The sequence below is a fragment of the Kribbella shirazensis genome (assembly GCF_011761605.1).
Classification (GTDB): domain Bacteria; phylum Actinomycetota; class Actinomycetes; order Propionibacteriales; family Kribbellaceae; genus Kribbella; species Kribbella shirazensis.
Map to the genome: position 1 here is coordinate 6,257,947 of NZ_JAASRO010000001.1, position 17,270 is coordinate 6,275,216.

20 protein-coding genes and 1 pseudogene are annotated in these 17,270 nt (G+C 68.6%); 6 read left to right on the forward strand and 15 right to left on the reverse strand.

What is annotated here, in order from left to right:
• Nucleotides 1–23: 23 nt before the first annotated feature.
• Genes BJY22_RS30165 through BJY22_RS30175 form a run of 3 tightly spaced genes read right to left on the reverse strand, consistent with a single transcriptional unit; the run spans nucleotide 24 to nucleotide 2,114 of the window.
• On the reverse strand, nucleotides 24–1,280 hold the full coding sequence (locus BJY22_RS30165) for an MFS transporter (protein ID WP_167213392.1): 1,257 nt from the start codon (nucleotides 1,278–1,280) through the stop codon (nucleotides 24–26).
• A gap of 40 nt (nucleotides 1,281–1,320) precedes the next feature.
• On the reverse strand, nucleotides 1,321–1,953 hold the full coding sequence (locus BJY22_RS30170; protein ID WP_167213395.1) for a VOC family protein: 633 nt from the start codon (nucleotides 1,951–1,953) through the stop codon (nucleotides 1,321–1,323).
• Nucleotides 1,950–2,114 carry a ribbon-helix-helix domain-containing protein gene (locus tag BJY22_RS30175; RefSeq protein WP_167213398.1) on the reverse strand — a complete coding sequence of 55 codons (165 nt, stop codon included), beginning with the start codon at nucleotides 2,112–2,114 and terminating at the stop codon, nucleotides 1,950–1,952. The genes BJY22_RS30170 and BJY22_RS30175 overlap by 4 nt, the downstream gene beginning before the upstream one ends.
• A 53-nt stretch (nucleotides 2,115–2,167) precedes the next feature.
• On the opposite strand from BJY22_RS30175, the gene BJY22_RS30180 reads away from it, so the two are divergent.
• Both BJY22_RS30180 and BJY22_RS30185 read left to right on the forward strand, forming a co-directional pair.
• Nucleotides 2,168–2,530 (forward strand): VOC family protein, encoded by a 363-nt coding sequence (locus BJY22_RS30180; RefSeq protein ID WP_167213400.1) that lies wholly within the window; start codon nucleotides 2,168–2,170, stop codon nucleotides 2,528–2,530.
• 38 nt (nucleotides 2,531–2,568) lie between these two features.
• Nucleotides 2,569–2,928, forward strand: coding sequence for a nuclear transport factor 2 family protein (locus BJY22_RS30185; protein ID WP_167213404.1), 360 nt, complete (start codon nucleotides 2,569–2,571; stop codon nucleotides 2,926–2,928).
• A gap of 47 nt (nucleotides 2,929–2,975) precedes the next feature.
• Here BJY22_RS30185 and trxA read toward each other — a convergent pair whose 3' ends face one another.
• From trxA to BJY22_RS30220, 7 genes are all read right to left on the reverse strand, one after another.
• Complete coding sequence (gene trxA, locus BJY22_RS30190; RefSeq protein ID WP_167213405.1) at nucleotides 2,976–3,311, reverse strand: thioredoxin; 336 nt, start codon at nucleotides 3,309–3,311, stop codon at nucleotides 2,976–2,978.
• Complete coding sequence (locus tag BJY22_RS30195) at nucleotides 3,286–3,672, reverse strand: MerR family transcriptional regulator (protein ID WP_167213408.1); 387 nt, start codon at nucleotides 3,670–3,672, stop codon at nucleotides 3,286–3,288. Before BJY22_RS30195 ends, trxA begins: the two co-directional genes overlap by 26 nt.
• Nucleotides 3,673–3,794: 122 nt before the next feature.
• Nucleotides 3,795–4,343, reverse strand: coding sequence for a nucleosidase (locus BJY22_RS30200; RefSeq protein WP_167213409.1), 549 nt, complete (start codon nucleotides 4,341–4,343; stop codon nucleotides 3,795–3,797).
• 8 nt (nucleotides 4,344–4,351) lie between these two features.
• Nucleotides 4,352–5,500: a flavodoxin-dependent (E)-4-hydroxy-3-methylbut-2-enyl-diphosphate synthase gene (ispG, locus tag BJY22_RS30205; protein ID WP_167213412.1), complete on the reverse strand. Its 1,149-nt coding sequence runs from the start codon at nucleotides 5,498–5,500 to the stop codon at nucleotides 4,352–4,354.
• A gap of 27 nt (nucleotides 5,501–5,527) precedes the next feature.
• The gene (locus BJY22_RS30210) at nucleotides 5,528–6,835 is read right to left on the reverse strand and encodes a M50 family metallopeptidase (RefSeq protein ID WP_167213415.1); all 1,308 of its coding nucleotides are present in this window, start codon (nucleotides 6,833–6,835) and stop codon (nucleotides 5,528–5,530) included.
• Nucleotides 6,832–8,043, reverse strand: a complete 1,212-nt coding sequence (gene dxr, locus BJY22_RS30215) for a 1-deoxy-D-xylulose-5-phosphate reductoisomerase (RefSeq protein ID WP_167213418.1) — start codon at nucleotides 8,041–8,043, stop codon at nucleotides 6,832–6,834. The genes BJY22_RS30210 and dxr overlap by 4 nt, the downstream gene beginning before the upstream one ends.
• A 17-nt stretch (nucleotides 8,044–8,060) precedes the next feature.
• Nucleotides 8,061–8,894 carry an FHA domain-containing protein gene (locus BJY22_RS30220; RefSeq protein ID WP_202891322.1) on the reverse strand — a complete coding sequence of 278 codons (834 nt, stop codon included), beginning with the start codon at nucleotides 8,892–8,894 and terminating at the stop codon, nucleotides 8,061–8,063.
• Nucleotides 8,895–8,973: 79 nt separating this feature from the next.
• Here BJY22_RS30220 and BJY22_RS30225 point away from each other — a divergent pair, with 79 nt between their 5' ends.
• The 4 genes from BJY22_RS30225 to BJY22_RS30240 are packed head-to-tail and all read left to right on the forward strand — an operon-like array spanning nucleotide 8,974 to nucleotide 12,449.
• Complete coding sequence (locus BJY22_RS30225; RefSeq protein WP_167213421.1) at nucleotides 8,974–9,666, forward strand: glutamine amidotransferase-related protein; 693 nt, start codon at nucleotides 8,974–8,976, stop codon at nucleotides 9,664–9,666.
• A 42-nt stretch (nucleotides 9,667–9,708) separates the two neighbouring features.
• On the forward strand, nucleotides 9,709–10,284 hold the full coding sequence (locus BJY22_RS30230; protein ID WP_167213424.1) for a DUF1707 SHOCT-like domain-containing protein: 576 nt from the start codon (nucleotides 9,709–9,711) through the stop codon (nucleotides 10,282–10,284).
• A gap of 44 nt (nucleotides 10,285–10,328) precedes the next feature.
• Nucleotides 10,329–11,504 (forward strand): acyl-CoA dehydrogenase family protein, encoded by a 1,176-nt coding sequence (locus BJY22_RS30235; protein WP_167213427.1) that lies wholly within the window; start codon nucleotides 10,329–10,331, stop codon nucleotides 11,502–11,504.
• 33 nt (nucleotides 11,505–11,537) lie between these two features.
• Nucleotides 11,538–12,449 carry a neutral zinc metallopeptidase gene (locus tag BJY22_RS30240; RefSeq protein ID WP_167213429.1) on the forward strand — a complete coding sequence of 304 codons (912 nt, stop codon included), beginning with the start codon at nucleotides 11,538–11,540 and terminating at the stop codon, nucleotides 12,447–12,449.
• 167 nt (nucleotides 12,450–12,616) lie between these two features.
• Here the strand turns inward: BJY22_RS30240 and BJY22_RS43115 are convergent.
• The 5 genes and pseudogenes from BJY22_RS43115 to BJY22_RS30265 form a co-directional block, all read right to left on the reverse strand.
• A pseudogene (locus BJY22_RS43115) lies at nucleotides 12,617–12,940 on the reverse strand (GNAT family N-acetyltransferase); the annotation flags it as partial.
• The gene (rny, locus tag BJY22_RS30250; protein ID WP_167213432.1) at nucleotides 12,937–14,622 is read right to left on the reverse strand and encodes a ribonuclease Y; all 1,686 of its coding nucleotides are present in this window, start codon (nucleotides 14,620–14,622) and stop codon (nucleotides 12,937–12,939) included. The pseudogene BJY22_RS43115 and the gene rny, both read right to left, overlap by 4 nt.
• Before the next feature lie 680 nt (nucleotides 14,623–15,302).
• A complete protein-coding gene (locus BJY22_RS30255; RefSeq protein ID WP_167213435.1) occupies nucleotides 15,303–15,734 on the reverse strand; it encodes an antitoxin in 432 nt (143 codons plus the stop codon).
• 198 nt (nucleotides 15,735–15,932) lie between these two features.
• Nucleotides 15,933–16,325 (reverse strand): MmcQ/YjbR family DNA-binding protein, encoded by a 393-nt coding sequence (locus tag BJY22_RS30260; RefSeq protein WP_167213438.1) that lies wholly within the window; start codon nucleotides 16,323–16,325, stop codon nucleotides 15,933–15,935.
• Between the two features lie 187 nt (nucleotides 16,326–16,512).
• Complete coding sequence (locus BJY22_RS30265; protein WP_337759476.1) at nucleotides 16,513–17,007, reverse strand: regulatory protein RecX; 495 nt, start codon at nucleotides 17,005–17,007, stop codon at nucleotides 16,513–16,515.
• Nucleotides 17,008–17,270: the final 263 nt, after the last annotated feature.

A 17,270-nucleotide genomic window follows, 5' to 3' on the forward strand; every position in this document is an offset into this window, starting at 1 on the left:
TTCCCGTATGCAACGGGGCCGGGTCAGGCCACCGGCGCCTCGTGCCCCGCGGCGATCTGGCGCAGCGGGGACGTCCAGGCGACAACGACGCCGACGCAGCCGCACAGACCCATCAGCACCATCCCGGTCCGGGGCCCGAACGCGTTGCCCAGCAGCCCGCCGGCCACCGATCCGAGGGTCCACCCGACGCCCCACGACAGCATCCGGCCGGCGGTGTTGACCCGGCCGAGCAGGTGCTCCGGCGTCACCTGCTGCCGGTACGAGATCGCGTTGACGATCACCAGCACGTACGCCGAACCCCAGACGAGCAACGCGAGCGCGGCCACGACCCAGTGCGGCGACAGCGGCGCGAGCACCCCGAGCAGCACCGAGACCGGCAACGCGTACAGGGTGATCGCCGCGGGCGGCATCCGCTTCAGCAACCGGGGCAGGCTGAGCGCGGCGATCAGCCCGCCGATCCCCCACGTCCCCCAGACGAGTCCGAAGCGCAGTCCCGACGTACCGACGTCCAGGACACGGTCGCACCACACCACGATCAGCGCCATGAACCCGCCGCCGGCGAACGACTGCACGCTGCCGATGATCGTCATGGTCCGTACGCCGGCATGCCCGATCAGGTACCGCAGACCGTCACCGATGTCGTTCAGGACGACCCGCACCCGCAGCGGCGGCCGGCCGGCCCGGGACTCCGACATCGCCCGCACGATCCCGCGGACCGCGAACGCCGACGCCGCAAAGCTGAGCGCGTCGAGCGTGAGCAGGCTGGCCGGATCGAGCACGGCGAGGAGCAGGCCGGTCAGCGGCGGGACGAACAACTCGATCAGACTCGACGCCGTCCAGACCGCCGAGTTCGCCTGCGCGACGCGCGCCCGCCCGACGAGGACCGGCAGCGCGCCGAAATTCGCGCCGTCGAAGAACGTGTAGACGGCCTGGACGGTGAACGCGACGACCAGCACGTGGACGACGGTCAGTACGCCGAGCAGATGCGCGAGCGGCACGGACCCGACGAGGACGGCGTTGACGCAGTCCGCGGTCACCATCACGCGGCGCCGGTTCCAGCGATCGGCGAGCGCGCCGGCGAACAGCCCGGCCAGCAGGTACGGCGCCGACTCCAGCGCGGTCACCACCGCGGTCAGAACGGTCGAACCACTCAGCCGGTAGACCAGCACCGGCAGCGCGATCGCCGTGACCATCGACCCCGTGACCGACAACGCCCGAGCCAACCAGTACCGCCGGAAGTCCGCGTCGTCCCGTAGCCGCTCAGGCACCCCCGTCGTCATGCCCGGCATCCTGCAACTTCAGGTCCGGTCGAAGTCAAGCTCATCCGTGGACCACGACGAGCTGACCGTCCGGGTCGGTGATCTCCAGGCCGGACGCGCTGCGGGCTGCCTGGACGCGGCCCGCGACCTCGTCAAGGTCCTCGGTCGTCGTCAGGTCGAGTCGTACGCCGAACGCGGGGCCCGGGCCGAAGCGCACCGTCGTACCGACCTGCAGAGCGGCCAGGAACCCGCGCCACGCGTCCTCGTCCGCGCCGGTCAGGTACGGCGTGACGGACCAGCGCTCGTCCGGGTTCGCATCGTGGAGCTTGTAGCCGTAGAGGTCCTCGGTCCGCTCGTCGATCCAGATGACGACGTCGTCCGGCCCGGTCACCGACAGCACCCGGCCGTACGCCTCGTCGAAGACCGTCGCGTCCGTGAAGCCCGCCTGCTCCAGCCGGTCCTTCACCTCGTCGAGCTTGTCCGCTTCGAAGGAGAGGCTGGTCTGCCCGGGCTGCCCGCCGGTGGAACTGCTGGCCGCGTCGTGCAACGCCACCATCCCGTCGCCGGTCACCATGTCGACCCAGCCGCCACGCTCGGACTCGATCCGCGACCGCAGACCCAGCGTCTCCAGGAACGCCCGCATCGCCTCGACATCCGCCGTGAACCGCAGCGGCCTGATCACCACGTCATTCATCCTCGGGCCTCCCCATGGTTGTCCAGATACTCCGACAGCGCCTGCTCGACCAGCGCGGACAGGCTCGCCCCGTCGTCGATCGCCTTGTGCTTCACCCGCCGCACCAGCTCCGGCGGCAGATACACGTTGAACTGCACCTTCTTGCCACTCTCGTCCGCCATGGCTATATTGCTAGCATCCTAGATAGCTACCAGTCAACCGAGGAGCTCCGACGATGAACCTCCGCTTCGACCACCTGGGACTGCTGACCGACAGCCGCTCGAAGAACCAGGAGATCGCCGACTTCTTCTCCGGCGTGCTCGGCCTGGAGGTGTCCGGCAACGCCGGCGAGGGCTACGCCGAGGTGAAGGCCGGCGCGATGACGATCGCGCTGCACACCGGCGCGATGATCGACGACTTCGGCGCGCACGGCGGGACGCTGTTGCAGTTCAGCAGCGACGACGTGCGCGCCGACATCGAGGAGATCCGCCGCCGCGGCGGCACCATCGCCCTCGAGCCCACCGAGACCGACTGGGGCACCACCTCGGCCTATGTCGCCGGCCCGCACGGCGTGCTGGTCGAGCTCTTCACCAGCTAGGACCGAAAGTGTCCTAGGCGTGGACCACCATGGGTGACATGAACGAGAAACTGCTGCAACTCGAAGACCTGCTGTGGAAGGCGAACCGGGAAGGCGACGGGGACTTCTACGAGAAGTACCTGCTCGACGACGCGGTCGCGGTGACCAAGTTCGGGATCATCGACAAGGCGACCGCCGTGCCCGGGATCCGGATCAACCACAACCCGTTCGTGCGGACGGATCGCAGCGACGAGCAGGTGATCGTGGTGGACGAGCACACGGCGATCGTCACCTATCGCGTCGACGTCACAGCCCTGGTGGACGGCAACGAGGTCGCGCTGCCGTCGTACGCGAGCACGGTGTGGACCGACGTCCACGGCGATTGGCGGATCGCCTTCCACCAGCAGACGGCGCTCTGACGACGGCAGCCCTGACCAGGGAGGTGACGGCCGTGGTCGCGGCGACGCTAGACGGCGGTGAGCAGGGCGTCGTCGAGTTCCTTCAGGAGCTTGGCCTTCGGGCGGGCGCCGACGACCGACCAGATCAGCTCGCCGCGGTGGAACAGGGCGAGCGTCGGGAGGGCCATCACGCGGTAGTTCGCCGCAACCGTGGGGTTCTCGTCGGCGTTGACCTTCACGACGGTCAGCTGGTCGTTGCGTTCGGCACCGATCTGGGCGAGGACCGGGGCAATCTGGTGGCAGGGCGGGCACCACTGCGCCCAGAAGTCCACCAGTACGGGCTTCTCGGACCGCAGTACCACCTCGTCGAAGGTGTTCTCATCCACGGTCAGCAGGTCGGTCATAGTTCGTCCTCCGGTTCTCGGCATCGGTCAGGAGGTCGGTCAGCCGGGCCCGCAGATCGGTCAGCTCCGCGATCCGCCGGTCCACCTCGGCGATCCGGGTCCGGTACGCCATCAGCGACGCCGGGCACACGTCCGCGCGCTCGTTGCCGGCCCGCAGGCACTCGATGAACGGGTAGGTCTGCTCCGCGGTCAGTCCGAGGCTCAGCAGCGCCTTCACCTCGCGCACCACGACCACGTCGCGCGCCTCGTACGTCCGGTACCCGTTGGCCTCCCGGCGCGGCCTGAGCAGCCCCTGCGACTCGTAGTACCGCACGGCCTTGACCGTCACACCGGCCTCGGCCGCCAGATCACTGATCCGCATTCCGCCTCCTTCGCCCCAACGCTAAACCTTGCCCCCAGGGTCAAGGTCAAGCCAGGATATGCGCCGCCGTGCCGGCTTGCGGCGGGGTGTCCGGTGCGTGAGGTGGCGTGCAGGGAGTTGGCTCAGCGAGCGTTTTCGCTGACCCACTCCCCTAGGACCTTCGCGCTGGCGTCCACGAGTGCGGGCCAGTCCAGCGCGGACTCGTCCGCCGAGTCCGACACGTGCTTCACGACACGCACCGGGACGCCGTACTCGCGGCACGCGTACACGACCCCGTACGCCTCCATGTCCACCAGATGCGCCCGCTCCGCCAATCGCGCCCGTACGTCGGGATCCGTCACGAACACGTCCCCCGACGCAAGCACCGTCCCGTCCCCACCGTCGACAGCCAACTCGTCGCGCGGATCCAGCCCGATCGCGCGAATCGCCTCCGCGTTCACGTCGTGATTGATCACAGTGCTCGGCAGAAACAACCCGGACAACCCATCACGCAACGCACCGGTCGTGCCCACGTTCAGAACAATCAGATCTGTCGTGTCGCGGCCGGCCAACGCCCGACTGACGGCGACCGCAGCCGCCGTCTTCCCCACCCCGGTGACCACCACCGGAATCTCCTCCGGAACGTACCGAGCCTCACCAGCAACAGCACTCACGACGAGGTAGTCGGTCACCGTGCGGGTCAGCTGACTGTGACGGTGGGTTCGCCGGGTTCGGTGGTTTCCATTTGCTCGGCGATGCGCATGGCTTCTTCGATCAGGGTCTCGACGATGGCGGACTCGGGGACCGTCTTGATGACCTCGCCCTTGACGAAGATCTGGCCCTTGCCGTTGCCGGACGCGACGCCCAGGTCGGCTTCGCGGGCCTCGCCCGGGCCGTTCACGACGCAGCCCATGACGGCGACGCGGAGCGGGACCTCCATGCCCTCGAGACCGGCGGTGACCTGCTCGGCCAGCGTGTACACGTCCACCTGGGCGCGGCCGCAGGACGGGCAGGAGACGATCTCGAGCTTGCGCTCGCGCAGGTTCAGCGACTGCAGGATCTGCAGGCCGACCTTGACCTCCTCGACCGGCGGCGCGGACAGCGAGACGCGGATCGTGTCACCGATGCCCTTCGACAGCAGCGCGCCGAACGCGACCGACGACTTGATCGTGCCCTGGAACGCCGGCCCCGCCTCGGTCACGCCGAGGTGCAGCGGCCAGTCGCCGCGCTCGGCGAGCATCTCGTACGCCTGCACCATCACGACCGGGTCGTTGTGCTTGACCGAGATCTTGAAGTCGTGGAAGTCGTGCTCCTCGAACAGCGACGCCTCCCAGACGGCCGACTCGACCAGCGCCTCGGGCGTCGCCTTCCCGTACTTCTCCAGCAGCCGCTTGTCCAGCGAGCCCGCGTTCACCCCGATGCGCAGCGACGTACCGTGGTCCTTCGCCGCCTGGGCGATCTCCTTGACCTGGTCGTCGAACTTGCGGATGTTGCCCGGGTTCACCCGGACCGCCGCGCAGCCGGCCTCGATCGCCGCGAACACGTAGCTCGGCTGGAAGTGGATGTCGGCGATGACCGGGATCTGCGAGTGCTGCGCGATCTCCTTCAGCGCGTCGGCGTCCTCCTGCCGCGGACAGGCGACTCGGACGATGTCACAGCCGGCCGCGGTCAGCTCCGCGATCTGCTGCAGCGTCGTGTTGACCTCGTGGGTCTTCGTCGTCGTCATCGACTGCACCGAGACCGGCGCGTCCCCACCGACCAGCACCTTGCCGACCTTGATCTGGCGGGTCTTGCGGCGCGGCGCGATGGTCGGTGGCGGCAGCGCGGGCATGCCCAGGTTGATGCTCATTTTTCCTTTAACCGTTGGGTGGTGGGATCAGCCGTTGAAGAGCTTGATGGGGTTGACGATGTCGGCGATGACGAGCAGCACGCCCATCACCACGATCACACTCGCCGCGACGTACGCGATCGGGAGCAGCTTGGCCACGTCGACGTACCCGGGGTCCGGGCGGCCGAGCAGCTTGGCGAAGCCGCGCCGGATCCCTTCCCAGATCGCGCCGATCATGTGACCGCCGTCCAGCGGCAGCAGCGGGATGAAGTTGAACAGGGCAAGGAACAGGTTCAGCGAGGCGAGTAGCAGGATCAGGCTGGCGGCCTTCGCGCCGACGTCGAGGTCGCTGGAGGCGATCTCCCCCGCCACGCGGCTGGCGCCGACCACGCTCATCGGGCTGTCCTGGTCGCGCTCGCCGCCGACGATCGACTTCGCGACGCCGACCAGCTTCTCCGGGAAGCGTCCGAGCGCCTGCACCGTGGCGACCGTGTAGTCGCCCATCTTGTCGAGCGCGTAGCCGACGCTCTGCTGCTCGAGCTTGTTCTCCGGCGAGACACCGAGGAACCCGACCGAGACGTATTTGTCCGACCCCGGCTTGTCCACGACCTGGTTGACGATCGTGTTGGTCTGCAGGGTGACCTGCTGGCCGTTGCGCTCGACAACGATCGTGGCGGCCTTGTCGGTGTTCGCGCGGATCAGCGGGGTCAGTTGGTCCCAGCTGTCGATCGTGGTGCCGTTGAACGAGACGATCCGGTCGCCGACCTGGAAGCCGGCCTGCTTGGCCGGCGAGACCTTGTCGCCGTCCTGGCACTTGCGGTCCGGTGTCGCCTGGTCGGCGGGGATGACGCAGTCGGTGACGGTGGAGATCGTGGTCTGCGGGACCCGGTCGCCGTACAGCGTGAAGAGACCGGTGAACAGCACGGTCGCGATCACCACGTTGACCAGCGGCCCGGAGGCCATCACGATCAGCTTCTTCCACCACACCTTCTGGTAGAAGAGCCGGCCGTGGTCCTCGGGGGCGATCGTCTCGTACTCCGCGGACCGCGCGTTCTCGACCATCGACTGGATCGGGCCGGTGTTGGCCTTGCGGACCTTCGACGGGTCCTGCCCCTTCGCGGGCGGCATCATCCCGATGATGCGGACGAAACCGCCGGCCGGGATCGCCTTGATCCCGTACTCCGTCTCGCCACGCTTCGTGGACCACAGGGTCTGCCCGAAGCCGACGAAGAACTGGGTGACCTTCATCCCGAACGCCTTCGCCGGCAGCATGTGACCCAGCTCATGCAGCGCGACGGAGATCAGCACCCCGGCCACGAACAGCACGATGCCGAGGATGGTGAGGAGCACACTCATGCCTGCTGACTCTCCCGTACGCCAGTGATCTCACGAGCCCGGGTTCGGGCCCACGCGTCCGCGGCGAGCACGTCGTCGACGGACAGTTCCTCATACGAGGGTACGTCGTGATCGGTCACCACCCGGGCCACTGTGTCGACGATCGCGACGAACGGCAGCCGGCCGTCCCGGAACGCCTGCACGCAGACCTCGTTGGCCGCGTTGAACACGGCCGGAGCGGTCCCACCGCGGGCCCCCGCCTCACGGGCCAGCTGGACCGACGGGAACTCGGCGTCGTCGACCGGCTGGAACGTCCAGGTGCTCGCCTCGGCGAAGTCCCACGGCCGCGTCGCGTCCGGTATCCGGTCCGGCCAGCCGAGCGCGAGCGCGATCGGCACGGTCATCGTCGGTACGCCGATCTGGGCCATGGTGGAGCCGTCGACGAACTCGACCATCGAGTGGATCGCCTGCTGCCGGTGGATGACGACGTCGATCCGGTCCATCGGGATGCCGAACAGCAGGTGCGCCTCGATCAGCTCGAGCCCCTTGTTGACCAGGGTGGCCGAGTTGATCGTCACGACCGGGCCCATCGCGAAGTTCGGGTGGTCGAGCGCTTGCTCGACGGTGACGTTCTCCAACTCGCTGCGCGGCCTGCCGAGGAACGGGCCGCCGCTCGCGGTCAGCAGCAACTTGCGGACCTCGTCGGGCGAGCCGCCCCGCAGGCACTGCGCGATCGCGCTGTGCTCGGAGTCGACCGGCACGATCTGCCCCGGCTTCGCCAGCCGGGTGACGATCGGCCCGCCGATCACCAGCGACTCCTTGTTGGCGAGCGCGAGCGTGTTACCCGCCTCCAGCGCGGACAGCGTCGCGTGCAGGCCGACCGACCCGTTTACTCCGTTGAGTACTACGTCACACGGCATCGCCGCGAGCTCGCCCGCGGCATCCGGCCCGGTGAGAATCTTCGGAATCCGGAACTCCCCCTGCGCGTACCCCTTCCGCTGCGCCTCCGCGTAGAAGGCGAGCTGCAGGTCCTGCGCGACCGTGGCCTTGGCCACCGCCACCACCTGGACGCCGAACTCGAGCGCCTGCTCCGCCAGCAGCGCGACGTTGTCGCCGCCCGCGGACAGCGCGACCACGTGGAAGCGGTCCCGGTTGCGTCCGATCAGCTCGAGCGCCTGGGTACCGATCGAGCCGGTCGAGCCGAGGATGACGACGCTGCGCGGGTTCACGGCGCCATTGTTCCAGGTCAGGACAGCAAGAGCCGGAAGGGGAGCGCTCCGAGCCGGATCTCGTCGCCGTGGCCGACCATGGCGGTCTGGATCGGTACGCCGTTCACCTGTGTCCCGTTGGTCGAGCCGAGATCCCGCAGCTCGTAGCCGGTCGGCTCGATCCGCAGCAGCTCCGCGTGGTGCCGGCTGACCTCAGGCCGGTCGAGGATCAGGTCGCAGTCCGGTGCACGGCCGATGCGGACCAGGTCGAGCAGCGGTACGACGTCACCGTCCGGACCGACCAGTGCGGGCCGCGAACCGGTCTCCAGCGCCGTGGCGATCTCCGTGACACCGGCAGTCTTGATCGACAGCGAGACGATCAGGTCGTCGCCCTTGTCCACACGCAGGTTGTGCTGAGCGCCGTACCCCTGCAGGAGGTCGCCGTACTCGTCGATGACGACGGCGGAGACGTGGTAGTACCCCGGCGGCAGCTGCGCGTACGCCGCTGCACCGAGTGACGTGGTCAGTACTACTGCGTCGTACTCGCGGTGGCTGACGTCGGTGATCGTGATGAGAACCGGACTGTTGGCTGTGAGGTGCGCCTCCGCACCGGTGTCGCCCGGCGTGAACTCGACGGTGATCATCGGGGCAGGCCGGATCTCGTCCAGCCCGACCAGGCGCCCGATGGCCGGGACCGTACCGGTGGGGATCGCCAGCGGCACGTACTGTCCGTGTGACCGGATCAGTACGTCGAGCTGCGGCTGCGGCCACCCGTTGCGGCGGGCGAGCAGGTACGTGCTGACCATGCCCTTGCCGAAGATGAAGGTGACATCCCCGACCACGGCGCGCACGAATCCACTGACAGGCTCCATCTGCACCCCCAGTGCATCAGTATCCAGGAATCATGACTCCGGTACGGCGATGTCCGGTGTGCCGCGTACGGTTTGCCACGTGACGACGGTGCTCATCATCGAGAACGACCGCGACAGCGGTCCGGGCAAGCTGATCGACTGGCTGGACGCACGTGATATCACTCCGGTCATCATCCGGGCCTGGGACGGTGACCCTGTGCCCGAGAGTGTCGACGGGCATGCGGCGCTGATCCTGCTCGGCGGCGGAATGCTGCCGGACGAGGACGAGCGGTCGCCGTGGCTGCCGGCGGAGCGTGCGCTGTTGCGGCAGGCCCACGGGCGGGTGCCGGTGCTCGGGATCTGCCTGGGAGGGCAGATGCTGGCGCACACCTTCGGCGGTGAGGTGAAGGGGAAGTACGGGCAGCCCGAGAAGGGCGTGACCGAGCTGACGGTGCTGCCGGCTGCCGCGGACGACGTACTGCTGGCTGGTCTGCCCTCGACGGTGTGGGCCGTGGAGAGTCACCAGGACCAGATCACCCGGCTGCCGGAGGACGCGGTGCTGCTGATGTCCAGCGATCGCTGTGCGCACCAGATGCTGCGCATCGGGCAGAGCTGGGGCGTGCAGTTCCATCCGGAAGTAGAGGCAGAGCGGGTACGGCGGTGGGACCCGGAGCGCGTGCGGTCGCTCGGGTTCGATCCTGACGTTGTGGTGGCGGATGCGGAGCGGTACGCCGTCGAGCTGGACAAGACGTGGTCCACGGTGGTGGGACGCTTCCTGGACCTCGTTCAGTGAGGCCGTTCTGCTCGGACCTGTAGCGGCGCTACCTTTGGGGGCATGAGTCTGGAGCAGCCGCCACCCGGTCAGAGGGCATCCGACAACGACCGCGAGCGTGCCGCCGCCGTGGTCCAGGAAGCACACACCGACGGGCGGCTGGACTTCCAGGAACTCGACGAGCGGCTCACCCAGATCTACTCGGCGAAGACCCAGGTCGAGCTCCGCAACGCGACCGCCGACCTGGTGCCCGTCGCGCACGGGAGCTCGCAGGAGCTGACGCTCCGGGCGAAGCACAGCGCGCAGAAGCGCGAGGGCGCGTGGACCGTGCCCGAGCGGCTGACCGCGATCGCGGAGCACTCGTCGGTGAAGCTCGACTTCACCGACGCGGTCGTGCACTGGCCCGAGATCCACGTCGACGCGCACGCCAAGCACAGCTCGGTCGTGATGGTTGTCCCCGAGGGCTGGAGCGTCGACATCGACCAGGTCGACATGATCCACAGCGCCGCCAAGAACAAGGCAGTCCCACCCCGCCCCGGCGGCATCCGCCTCCGCGTCACCGGCGAGGCCCGCCACGGCAGCATCATCGTCCGCCACCCCCGCAAACGCCGCTGGTGGTGGCCCTGGTACCGCAAGTGAGCCTGTCCACAGCCAGTTGAGGCGCGAACGGCTAGCGTGAGCACATGGGCGCTTCTCTGGATCTGGTGGACGTCGACTCCTTGCTGACGGCGGAGGAGGTTGACGTTCGGGCGGCTGCTCGGCGGTTCGCGGACGAGCGGTTGCGGCCGTCGCTGCCGGAGTGGTTCGAGACTGGTTCGATCCCGGCGCGTGAGCTGGCCAAGGAGCTGGGGGCGCTCGGGTTCCTCGGGATGCACCTGACGGGGTACGGCTGCGCGGGACTCGGACCGGTCGCCTACGGGCTGGCGTGTCTGGAGATCGAGGCGGCCGACTCCGGGATGCGGTCGCTGGTGTCGGTGCAGGGGTCGCTCGCGATGTACGCGATCTGGAAGTACGGCAGCGAGGAGCAAAAGAGCGTATGGCTCCCCCGCATGTCCGCTGGTGAGGCGATCGGCTGCTTCGGGCTGACCGAGCCGGACTTCGGCTCGAACCCGGCCGGTATGCGCACCAATGCCCGCCGCGACGGTTCCGGTGACGGGGACGACTGGGTGCTGAACGGCTCGAAGATGTGGATCACCAACGGATCGGTGGCCGACGTCGCGGTGGTCTGGGCCCGAACCGACGACGGTGTGCGCGGCTTCGTCGTACCGACGTCGACGCCCGGTTTCTCGGCGCCGGAGATCAAGCAGAAGATGTCGCTGCGCGCGTCCGTCACGTCGGAGCTGGTGCTGGACGACGTACGACTGCCTGCCAGTGCGATGCTGCCCGAGGCGCGGGGTCTGTCCGGCCCGCTCGGCTGCCTGAACGAGGCCCGGTTCGGCATCATCTTCGGCGCGATGGGCGCGGCGCGGGACTGCCTGGAGACCGCGATCGCGTACGCCGGCGAGCGGATCGTGTTCGACAAGCCGCTGACGTCGTACCAGCTGACGCAGGCGAAGCTCGCGGACATGGCCGTCGAGCTGAACAAGGGCATCCTGCTCGCCGTCCATCTCGGCCGGCTGAAGGAGAAGGGCACGCTGCGGCCCGAGCAGGTGTCGGTCGGCAAGCTGAACAACGTCCGCGAGGCGATCGCGATCGCCCGCGAGTGCCGCACGATCCTGGCCGCGAACGGGATCAGCGGCGAGTACCCGATCATGCGGCACGCCAACAACCTCGAGTCCGTGCTGACCTACGAGGGCACGTCCGAGGTGCACCAGCTCGTCATCGGCCAGGCACTGACCGGGCAGTCGGCGTTCCGCTGACGCCGGTACCGGCGTGCGGCTAGGCTGCCGCCCGTGAATGCGCGGGTTGGGGTCGTCGCTGCTGCGGTCGTCGTGCTCGCGGCGGCCGGGATCGTCGTGGCCAGACAGTCCGATGATCGACCGACTGCGACGTTCTCGGAGCGCCCAGTAACGCCGACGCGCACGACCCCCAGCCCGACTCTCACGAGCCCGACCCGAACCACTGCAACCGTCGACTCGGTGGGCCAGTTGCTCGCGGAGAAGCAGCGGATCGTCGCCCAGAACCCGTTGTACCGCGTCGGCCGGCTGCCGGCCTCGCGCTGCAAGGAGCCGTCGGTCCGGCCGACCTCGGTGGCGAACGTGCGGAGGTACTACACCGAGTACGTCGCCTGCCTGGACAAAGTGTGGAAGCCGGTGATCGAGAAGGCCGGCTTCACCTTCGTGCCGCCGCGGCTGGACATCTTCACCGGCAAGACCCGCACGCTCTGCAACGTCCAGGACTCCGCCGCGTACTGCGACGGCGGCACGATCTCGATGAACGCCACCTTCGACATCGAGAACTATCGCAAGTACAACAAGCTCTGGACGCGCACCACGATGGCGCATCTGGTCGCGCACGAGTACGGCCATCACGTCCAGCGTCTGACCGGCATCAGCAGCGCCTCCGCGACACGCACGGGCTACCTCAACGGCGTGGACGCCCCGCTGCAGGAGAGCCGGCGGATCGAACTGCAGGCATCCTGCTTCAGCGGTCTCTACCTCGGCGCCGACCGGAGCTACTTCCCCGTCAGTGGATCCTGGCGGCAGCGTTGGCTGTGGACCATCAGTCATCGCGGCGACGAGTGGGGTACGCAGCGCGACCACGGCAGCAGCAAGAGCCACAGCCGCTGGACCCGCCGCGGCTTCGACGCCGGCTCGCCCGCCGCGTGCAACACCTTCACCGCCTCCGCAGCCAGCGTCTCCTAGAGCATCTTCAGCAGGTACTCGCAAGGATCGTTGTGCGTGCGTACGACGTTCCCGTCCGCGTCCTGCTCCGTCCAGTAGTCCAGCACGTGCGGACCTGACCAGGGCAGGTACCCGAGCCGCTCGTACAGCGCACGGGCCGGGTCGTTGTCGAAGCCGACGCCGAGACCGATCGCAGAGCGGTTCCACTCCCCCGCCGCGATCGCCTCGGCTTTGCGGATGATCGCCGTACCGACGCCTTGCCGCGGGACGTACGCGTGCAGGGCGTTGATCTCCGCCGGATCCGCGTCGGCGCGGACCTCGTCGTACTTCGAGTGCCGGAGCAGGACCGTCTGCCCGACGATCTCGCCGTCGCGATGCGCCAGCAGGTAGACACCGTCGTCGTTCTGTTGGACGTCCCAACGAGCGCGGACGTGGTGCTGCGCAGCCGGTTCGCGCGCCAGTGCCGCCAGGATCCGCTCGACGTCGGCGCTGGTCGCGGGCCTGACGTCTATTTCGCGACCTCGGTCGCCCGGGACTCGCGGACGACGGTCACGCGGATCTGACCGGGGTACGTGAGCTCCTCCTCGACCTGTTTCGCGATATCACGCGCCATCACCTGCGCCGCGATGTCGTCGACCGCGTCCGGCAGCACCATCACGCGGATCTCACGGCCGGCCTGCATCGCGAACACCTTCTCGACACCGTCGTGCTGCATCGCGATCTCCTCGAGCCGCTCGAGCCGCTGCACGTAGGCCTCCAGCGACTCGCGCCGCGCGCCCGGCCGCCCACCGCTCACCGCGTCCGCCGCCTGTGTCAGCACCGCCTCGACCGTGCGGACCTCGACCTCGTTGTGGTGCGCCTCGATGCAGTGCACGACGTCGTCGTTCTCGCCGTACTTGCGCGCCAGCTCCGCACCCACGATCGCATGGCTGCCTTCGGACTCGTGCGTGAGTGCCTTCCCGATGTCGTGCAGGAACGCGCCGCGCTTGCACAGCTTCGGATCCAGCCCGAGTTCGGCGGCCATCATCCCGGCGATGTGCGCCGACTCGACCAGGTGCTTGAGCACGTTCTGACCGTACGACGTGCGGTAGCGCAGCAGGCCCATCGTCCGCACCAGCTCCGGGTGCAGCTCGGTGATCCCGACCTCGGCCATCGCGTCCTCGGCGGCCCGTTCGCACAGCTCGGAGACCTCGCCCTTGCTTCGTTCGTAGATCTCCTCGATCCGGCTCGGGTGGATCCGGCCGTCGAGCACCAGCGAGTCCAGGGTCAGTCGCGCGGTCTCCCGCCGTACCGGATCGAAGCAGGACAGCAGCACCGCTTCCGGGGTGTCGTCGATGATCAGATTCACGCCGGTGGTCTGCTCGAACGACCGGATGTTGCGGCCCTCGCGGCCGATGATCCGGCCCTTCATGTCGTCGCTCGGCAGGTGGACGACGGACACGACCGACTCGCTGGTCTGTTCCGACGCGAGCCGCTGCACCGCGCCGGTGATGATCTTGCGCGCCTTCGTCTCGCCCTCGTCGAGCGCCTGCCGCTCGATGTCGCGGACGATCGTGTGCGCGTGCCGCTTCGCCTCCGCCTCGATCGACGCGACCAGCTCGGCCTTCGCCTGCTCGGCGGTCAGGTTCGCGACGCCTTCGAGGATCCGGCGGCGTTCGTCCTCGAGGTCCTTGATCTCCTGTTTGCGCTGGTCGAGGTCGGCCAGCTGCGCGGCGAGCTCGGTCTGGCGCTCCTCGATCGCGCGGTGCTGCTCGTCGAGCCGCTCCTCGCGTTCGGTCAGCCGGTGGTCGCGGCGTTCCATCTCCAGACGCTGCTCGCGCAGATCGTCCCGGATCGACTGTGCCTCCGCCTCGGCCTCCCGCCGTACCTCGGCCGCCCGCTGGTCGGCGTCCCGCCGTACCTCGGCCGCCCTGTCCTCGGCGGCGCGGCGGATCTCCTCGGCACGGCGCTCGGCCCCTTCGGCGCGGGTCCGCAGTACGGCGGCATCCTCCTCGGCCTGACGCCGTACCTGCTCGGCGGCGAGCTGCGCGGCCTCGACCTGGGCCGCCTCACGCTGGGCGGTCTCGGCCTGCGCGGCCGCACTGCCGGCGGCACCGTCGGCGGCCTTCCGGCGGGAGAGGGTGAGTCCGATCCAGGCCAGCAGGCCGGCGATCAGCAATCCGATCAGGGCCAGGCCAACGGACATCGCTGTCATCGGCGTCTCCCCTCTCCTTCGAGCCCCACGCGGGACTGTGGCCGTCGGTCGAAGGGAATCGCCACCCGGTCGGTCAGGCTCTGGGGTACGCCGGTACGGGTGCCACCTCGGCTGAGGCGGTACCTGAACCCTGTGTGCGGCTCTGCCGACGGTGAGGCTGCGCTGGCCCGCGGTCCTCGAAGCCGTCCGCCGAGATGCGCGAACGTCGCAGCCGCGTTATCTGCCTCGCTTGCTCACCGTGCGTCGCCGCGTGACACCTCGGAGACCACGATGGCCCCGCCCGTCCCCGTCCGCTGCCGTCCGGGGTTTCATCACGTGCGGTGCCGCCTATCCGACGGCGCGTTACGACGCCGTCGTCCTTCCTTCAGCTCGGTCGAGCGTGATTGCGCGTTTCCTGGCCGACCGTGCCACCGGCCTGCCTATATCCGCCACCGGTTCGGTGGATTCATCCCTTCCTGATGCCGAGGCTAAGCGCGCCCCACCACCCGGTCAAGACGGACACTCACTCCCCCACCGACCGATCCCGCACAAGACCAGCCCTCGCCGTGGTCTGCCCTGCCTGCCTCCGGGGCCCAAGGCATGCTGATCGTCCTCTTCTCCGACCCGGGCATGGGTTCGGAGAAGAGGACGCAACAGAACGTGTACGCCGTCCCGCACCCGTCGTCCGGGTGCTCAGCTCTCTAGATCTGGCCGCCGGACGGGCCTGTCTGAGACTCCGACCTACGTTCATCAGCGGATTCAGCCGCAGTACCTGGACGCGACTCGGCACCTGCCGACGAGTCGGCCGCCGTACCGGAGGCCGTACTCGTGGAGGGTCCTGCCGGCTCGCTGGCCGCGCCGGCTGCCTCTTCCGTGGTGGTGGCAGCTTCGGTCGCGGCGGTGCTGGTGTCCTTGGCCGTACCCGGAGCGGGAGGGGTGCTGTCGTCGCCGGACTGCTTGTCGACGAACCCGCCGACCTTCTGCTGGACCGAGTCGACCTTCTCCGCGTACTTCCCGCCGGTCTGCTTGTCGATCAGGTCGCCTGCTTTCTCAACGCCGGCCTTGATCTTGTCCGGGTTCTGCTTGACGACATTCCGGAGCCAGTTCTTCGCCTGTTCCTGGAAATCGTTCATTGCACCCTCCGCGGTGTCTGGGGCGGATCGACGGAAAATCCCAGCTTACGGACCAGCCCAAATACAGGTCCTACCTCGGATAACACACCGTCACGCCCCACCCGTCAACGCCCCTCGCCGCACCCCGACCCCCAATCCCCCGTGACGCTCCGTAACTCACGCTCCCGGCGGATCCTCGGACACCGCGCTCCGGAATGCCTAACTGCTCCCGAGATGCGCTTTGGCAACGTCTGCCGGCGCATGCACCAGCCAAGCGTCGAGCACCGCTTCCTCCAACACTGCCTCGGACGCCTTTTCCAACTGGACGAGTACTGCGGCATACCCGTCGAAATGCGGAATCGTGAAGAACCCGTCCCCGGCCCGCGCCGCGAGCACCGCTTCTTTCTCCGCCAGATCCTCGACCGTGAGCGCCAGGATCGGTCCGTCGGGCGGTGTCTCGTCCCCGAACCGCTTCAGATCCGCCTTACTGAAAGGCCGCTCCCACGCATACGCCTTCCCCGCGACCTTCCACGTCCGGTTGCCGTGCCGTGTCGTCTCCTCGGTCCCCGGCAACCCCAGAACCACACGCTCCACGTCCTCAAGACTCGCCATACCGCCGACGCTACTCCCGCCCGGTGCCGCATCCCGCCCACAACCCACAGCCCCACACCCGCGCAGACCCAGCCGGTCCACAGCCTCTCGGCCACACCCGCACTCAGCCCTAGGTGCGTGACGTCGAGCCACGAGTTGTCGGCCAGCTTCGTCCCACTGGCCGATGTAGGACTGGTGTGGACGAGGGCTATTCGGGTTCCAGGCCAGAGGAGTCCAGGAGCGGGAACTCCTCGTGGCTGGCGTCGAGCTCCTGTTTGACGATGGTCATCGCCAGGCCGCCCGGATATCCCTTGCGCGCCAGCATTCCGAGCAAGCGCCGCATCGCCACCTGCCGGTCCAGCGAACGCATCGACCGCAGCTTCCGCCGTACCAGCTCCCGGGCGGTCTGCTCCTCCTGATCAGGATCGAGCTCCTCAAGCGCATCCCGCGCCAACTCGTCGTCCACGCCGCGCCGCCGAAGCTCCTGCGCTAGCGCGCGCTTGCCCAACCCGCGCCCGCGATGCCGCGACTCGACCCACGCGTTCGCGAACGCCGCGTCGTCGATCAACCCGACGTCCGTAAACCGATCAAGTACATGGTCGGCCACCTCATCCGGAATCTCCCGCTCGGCCAGCACATCGGCCAACTCGGCCCGCGTCCGCGGCTGCCCCGTCAACTTGTCCAGCAAGATCGTCCGAGCCACCGAGTACGGATCCGCTTCTTCGTCCAGCCCCGGATCCCCACGTCCCGGATCCGCCCCCGCCTCGTCCTCCGACCACCGTTTCCGCCGCCCGAATCCCCCGCCAACCCGACGCCGCCCCATCCCCCGACGCCCACTCCCACCACTCCCCCCGACAACACCCCCACCACCAGCCGCCGCCCGGCCTCCCTCAGCCGCCGCCGCACGATCAGCCACCCCATCACGACCAGAAACCGACGCCCTCTCAGAAGCCCCAACACCCCGAG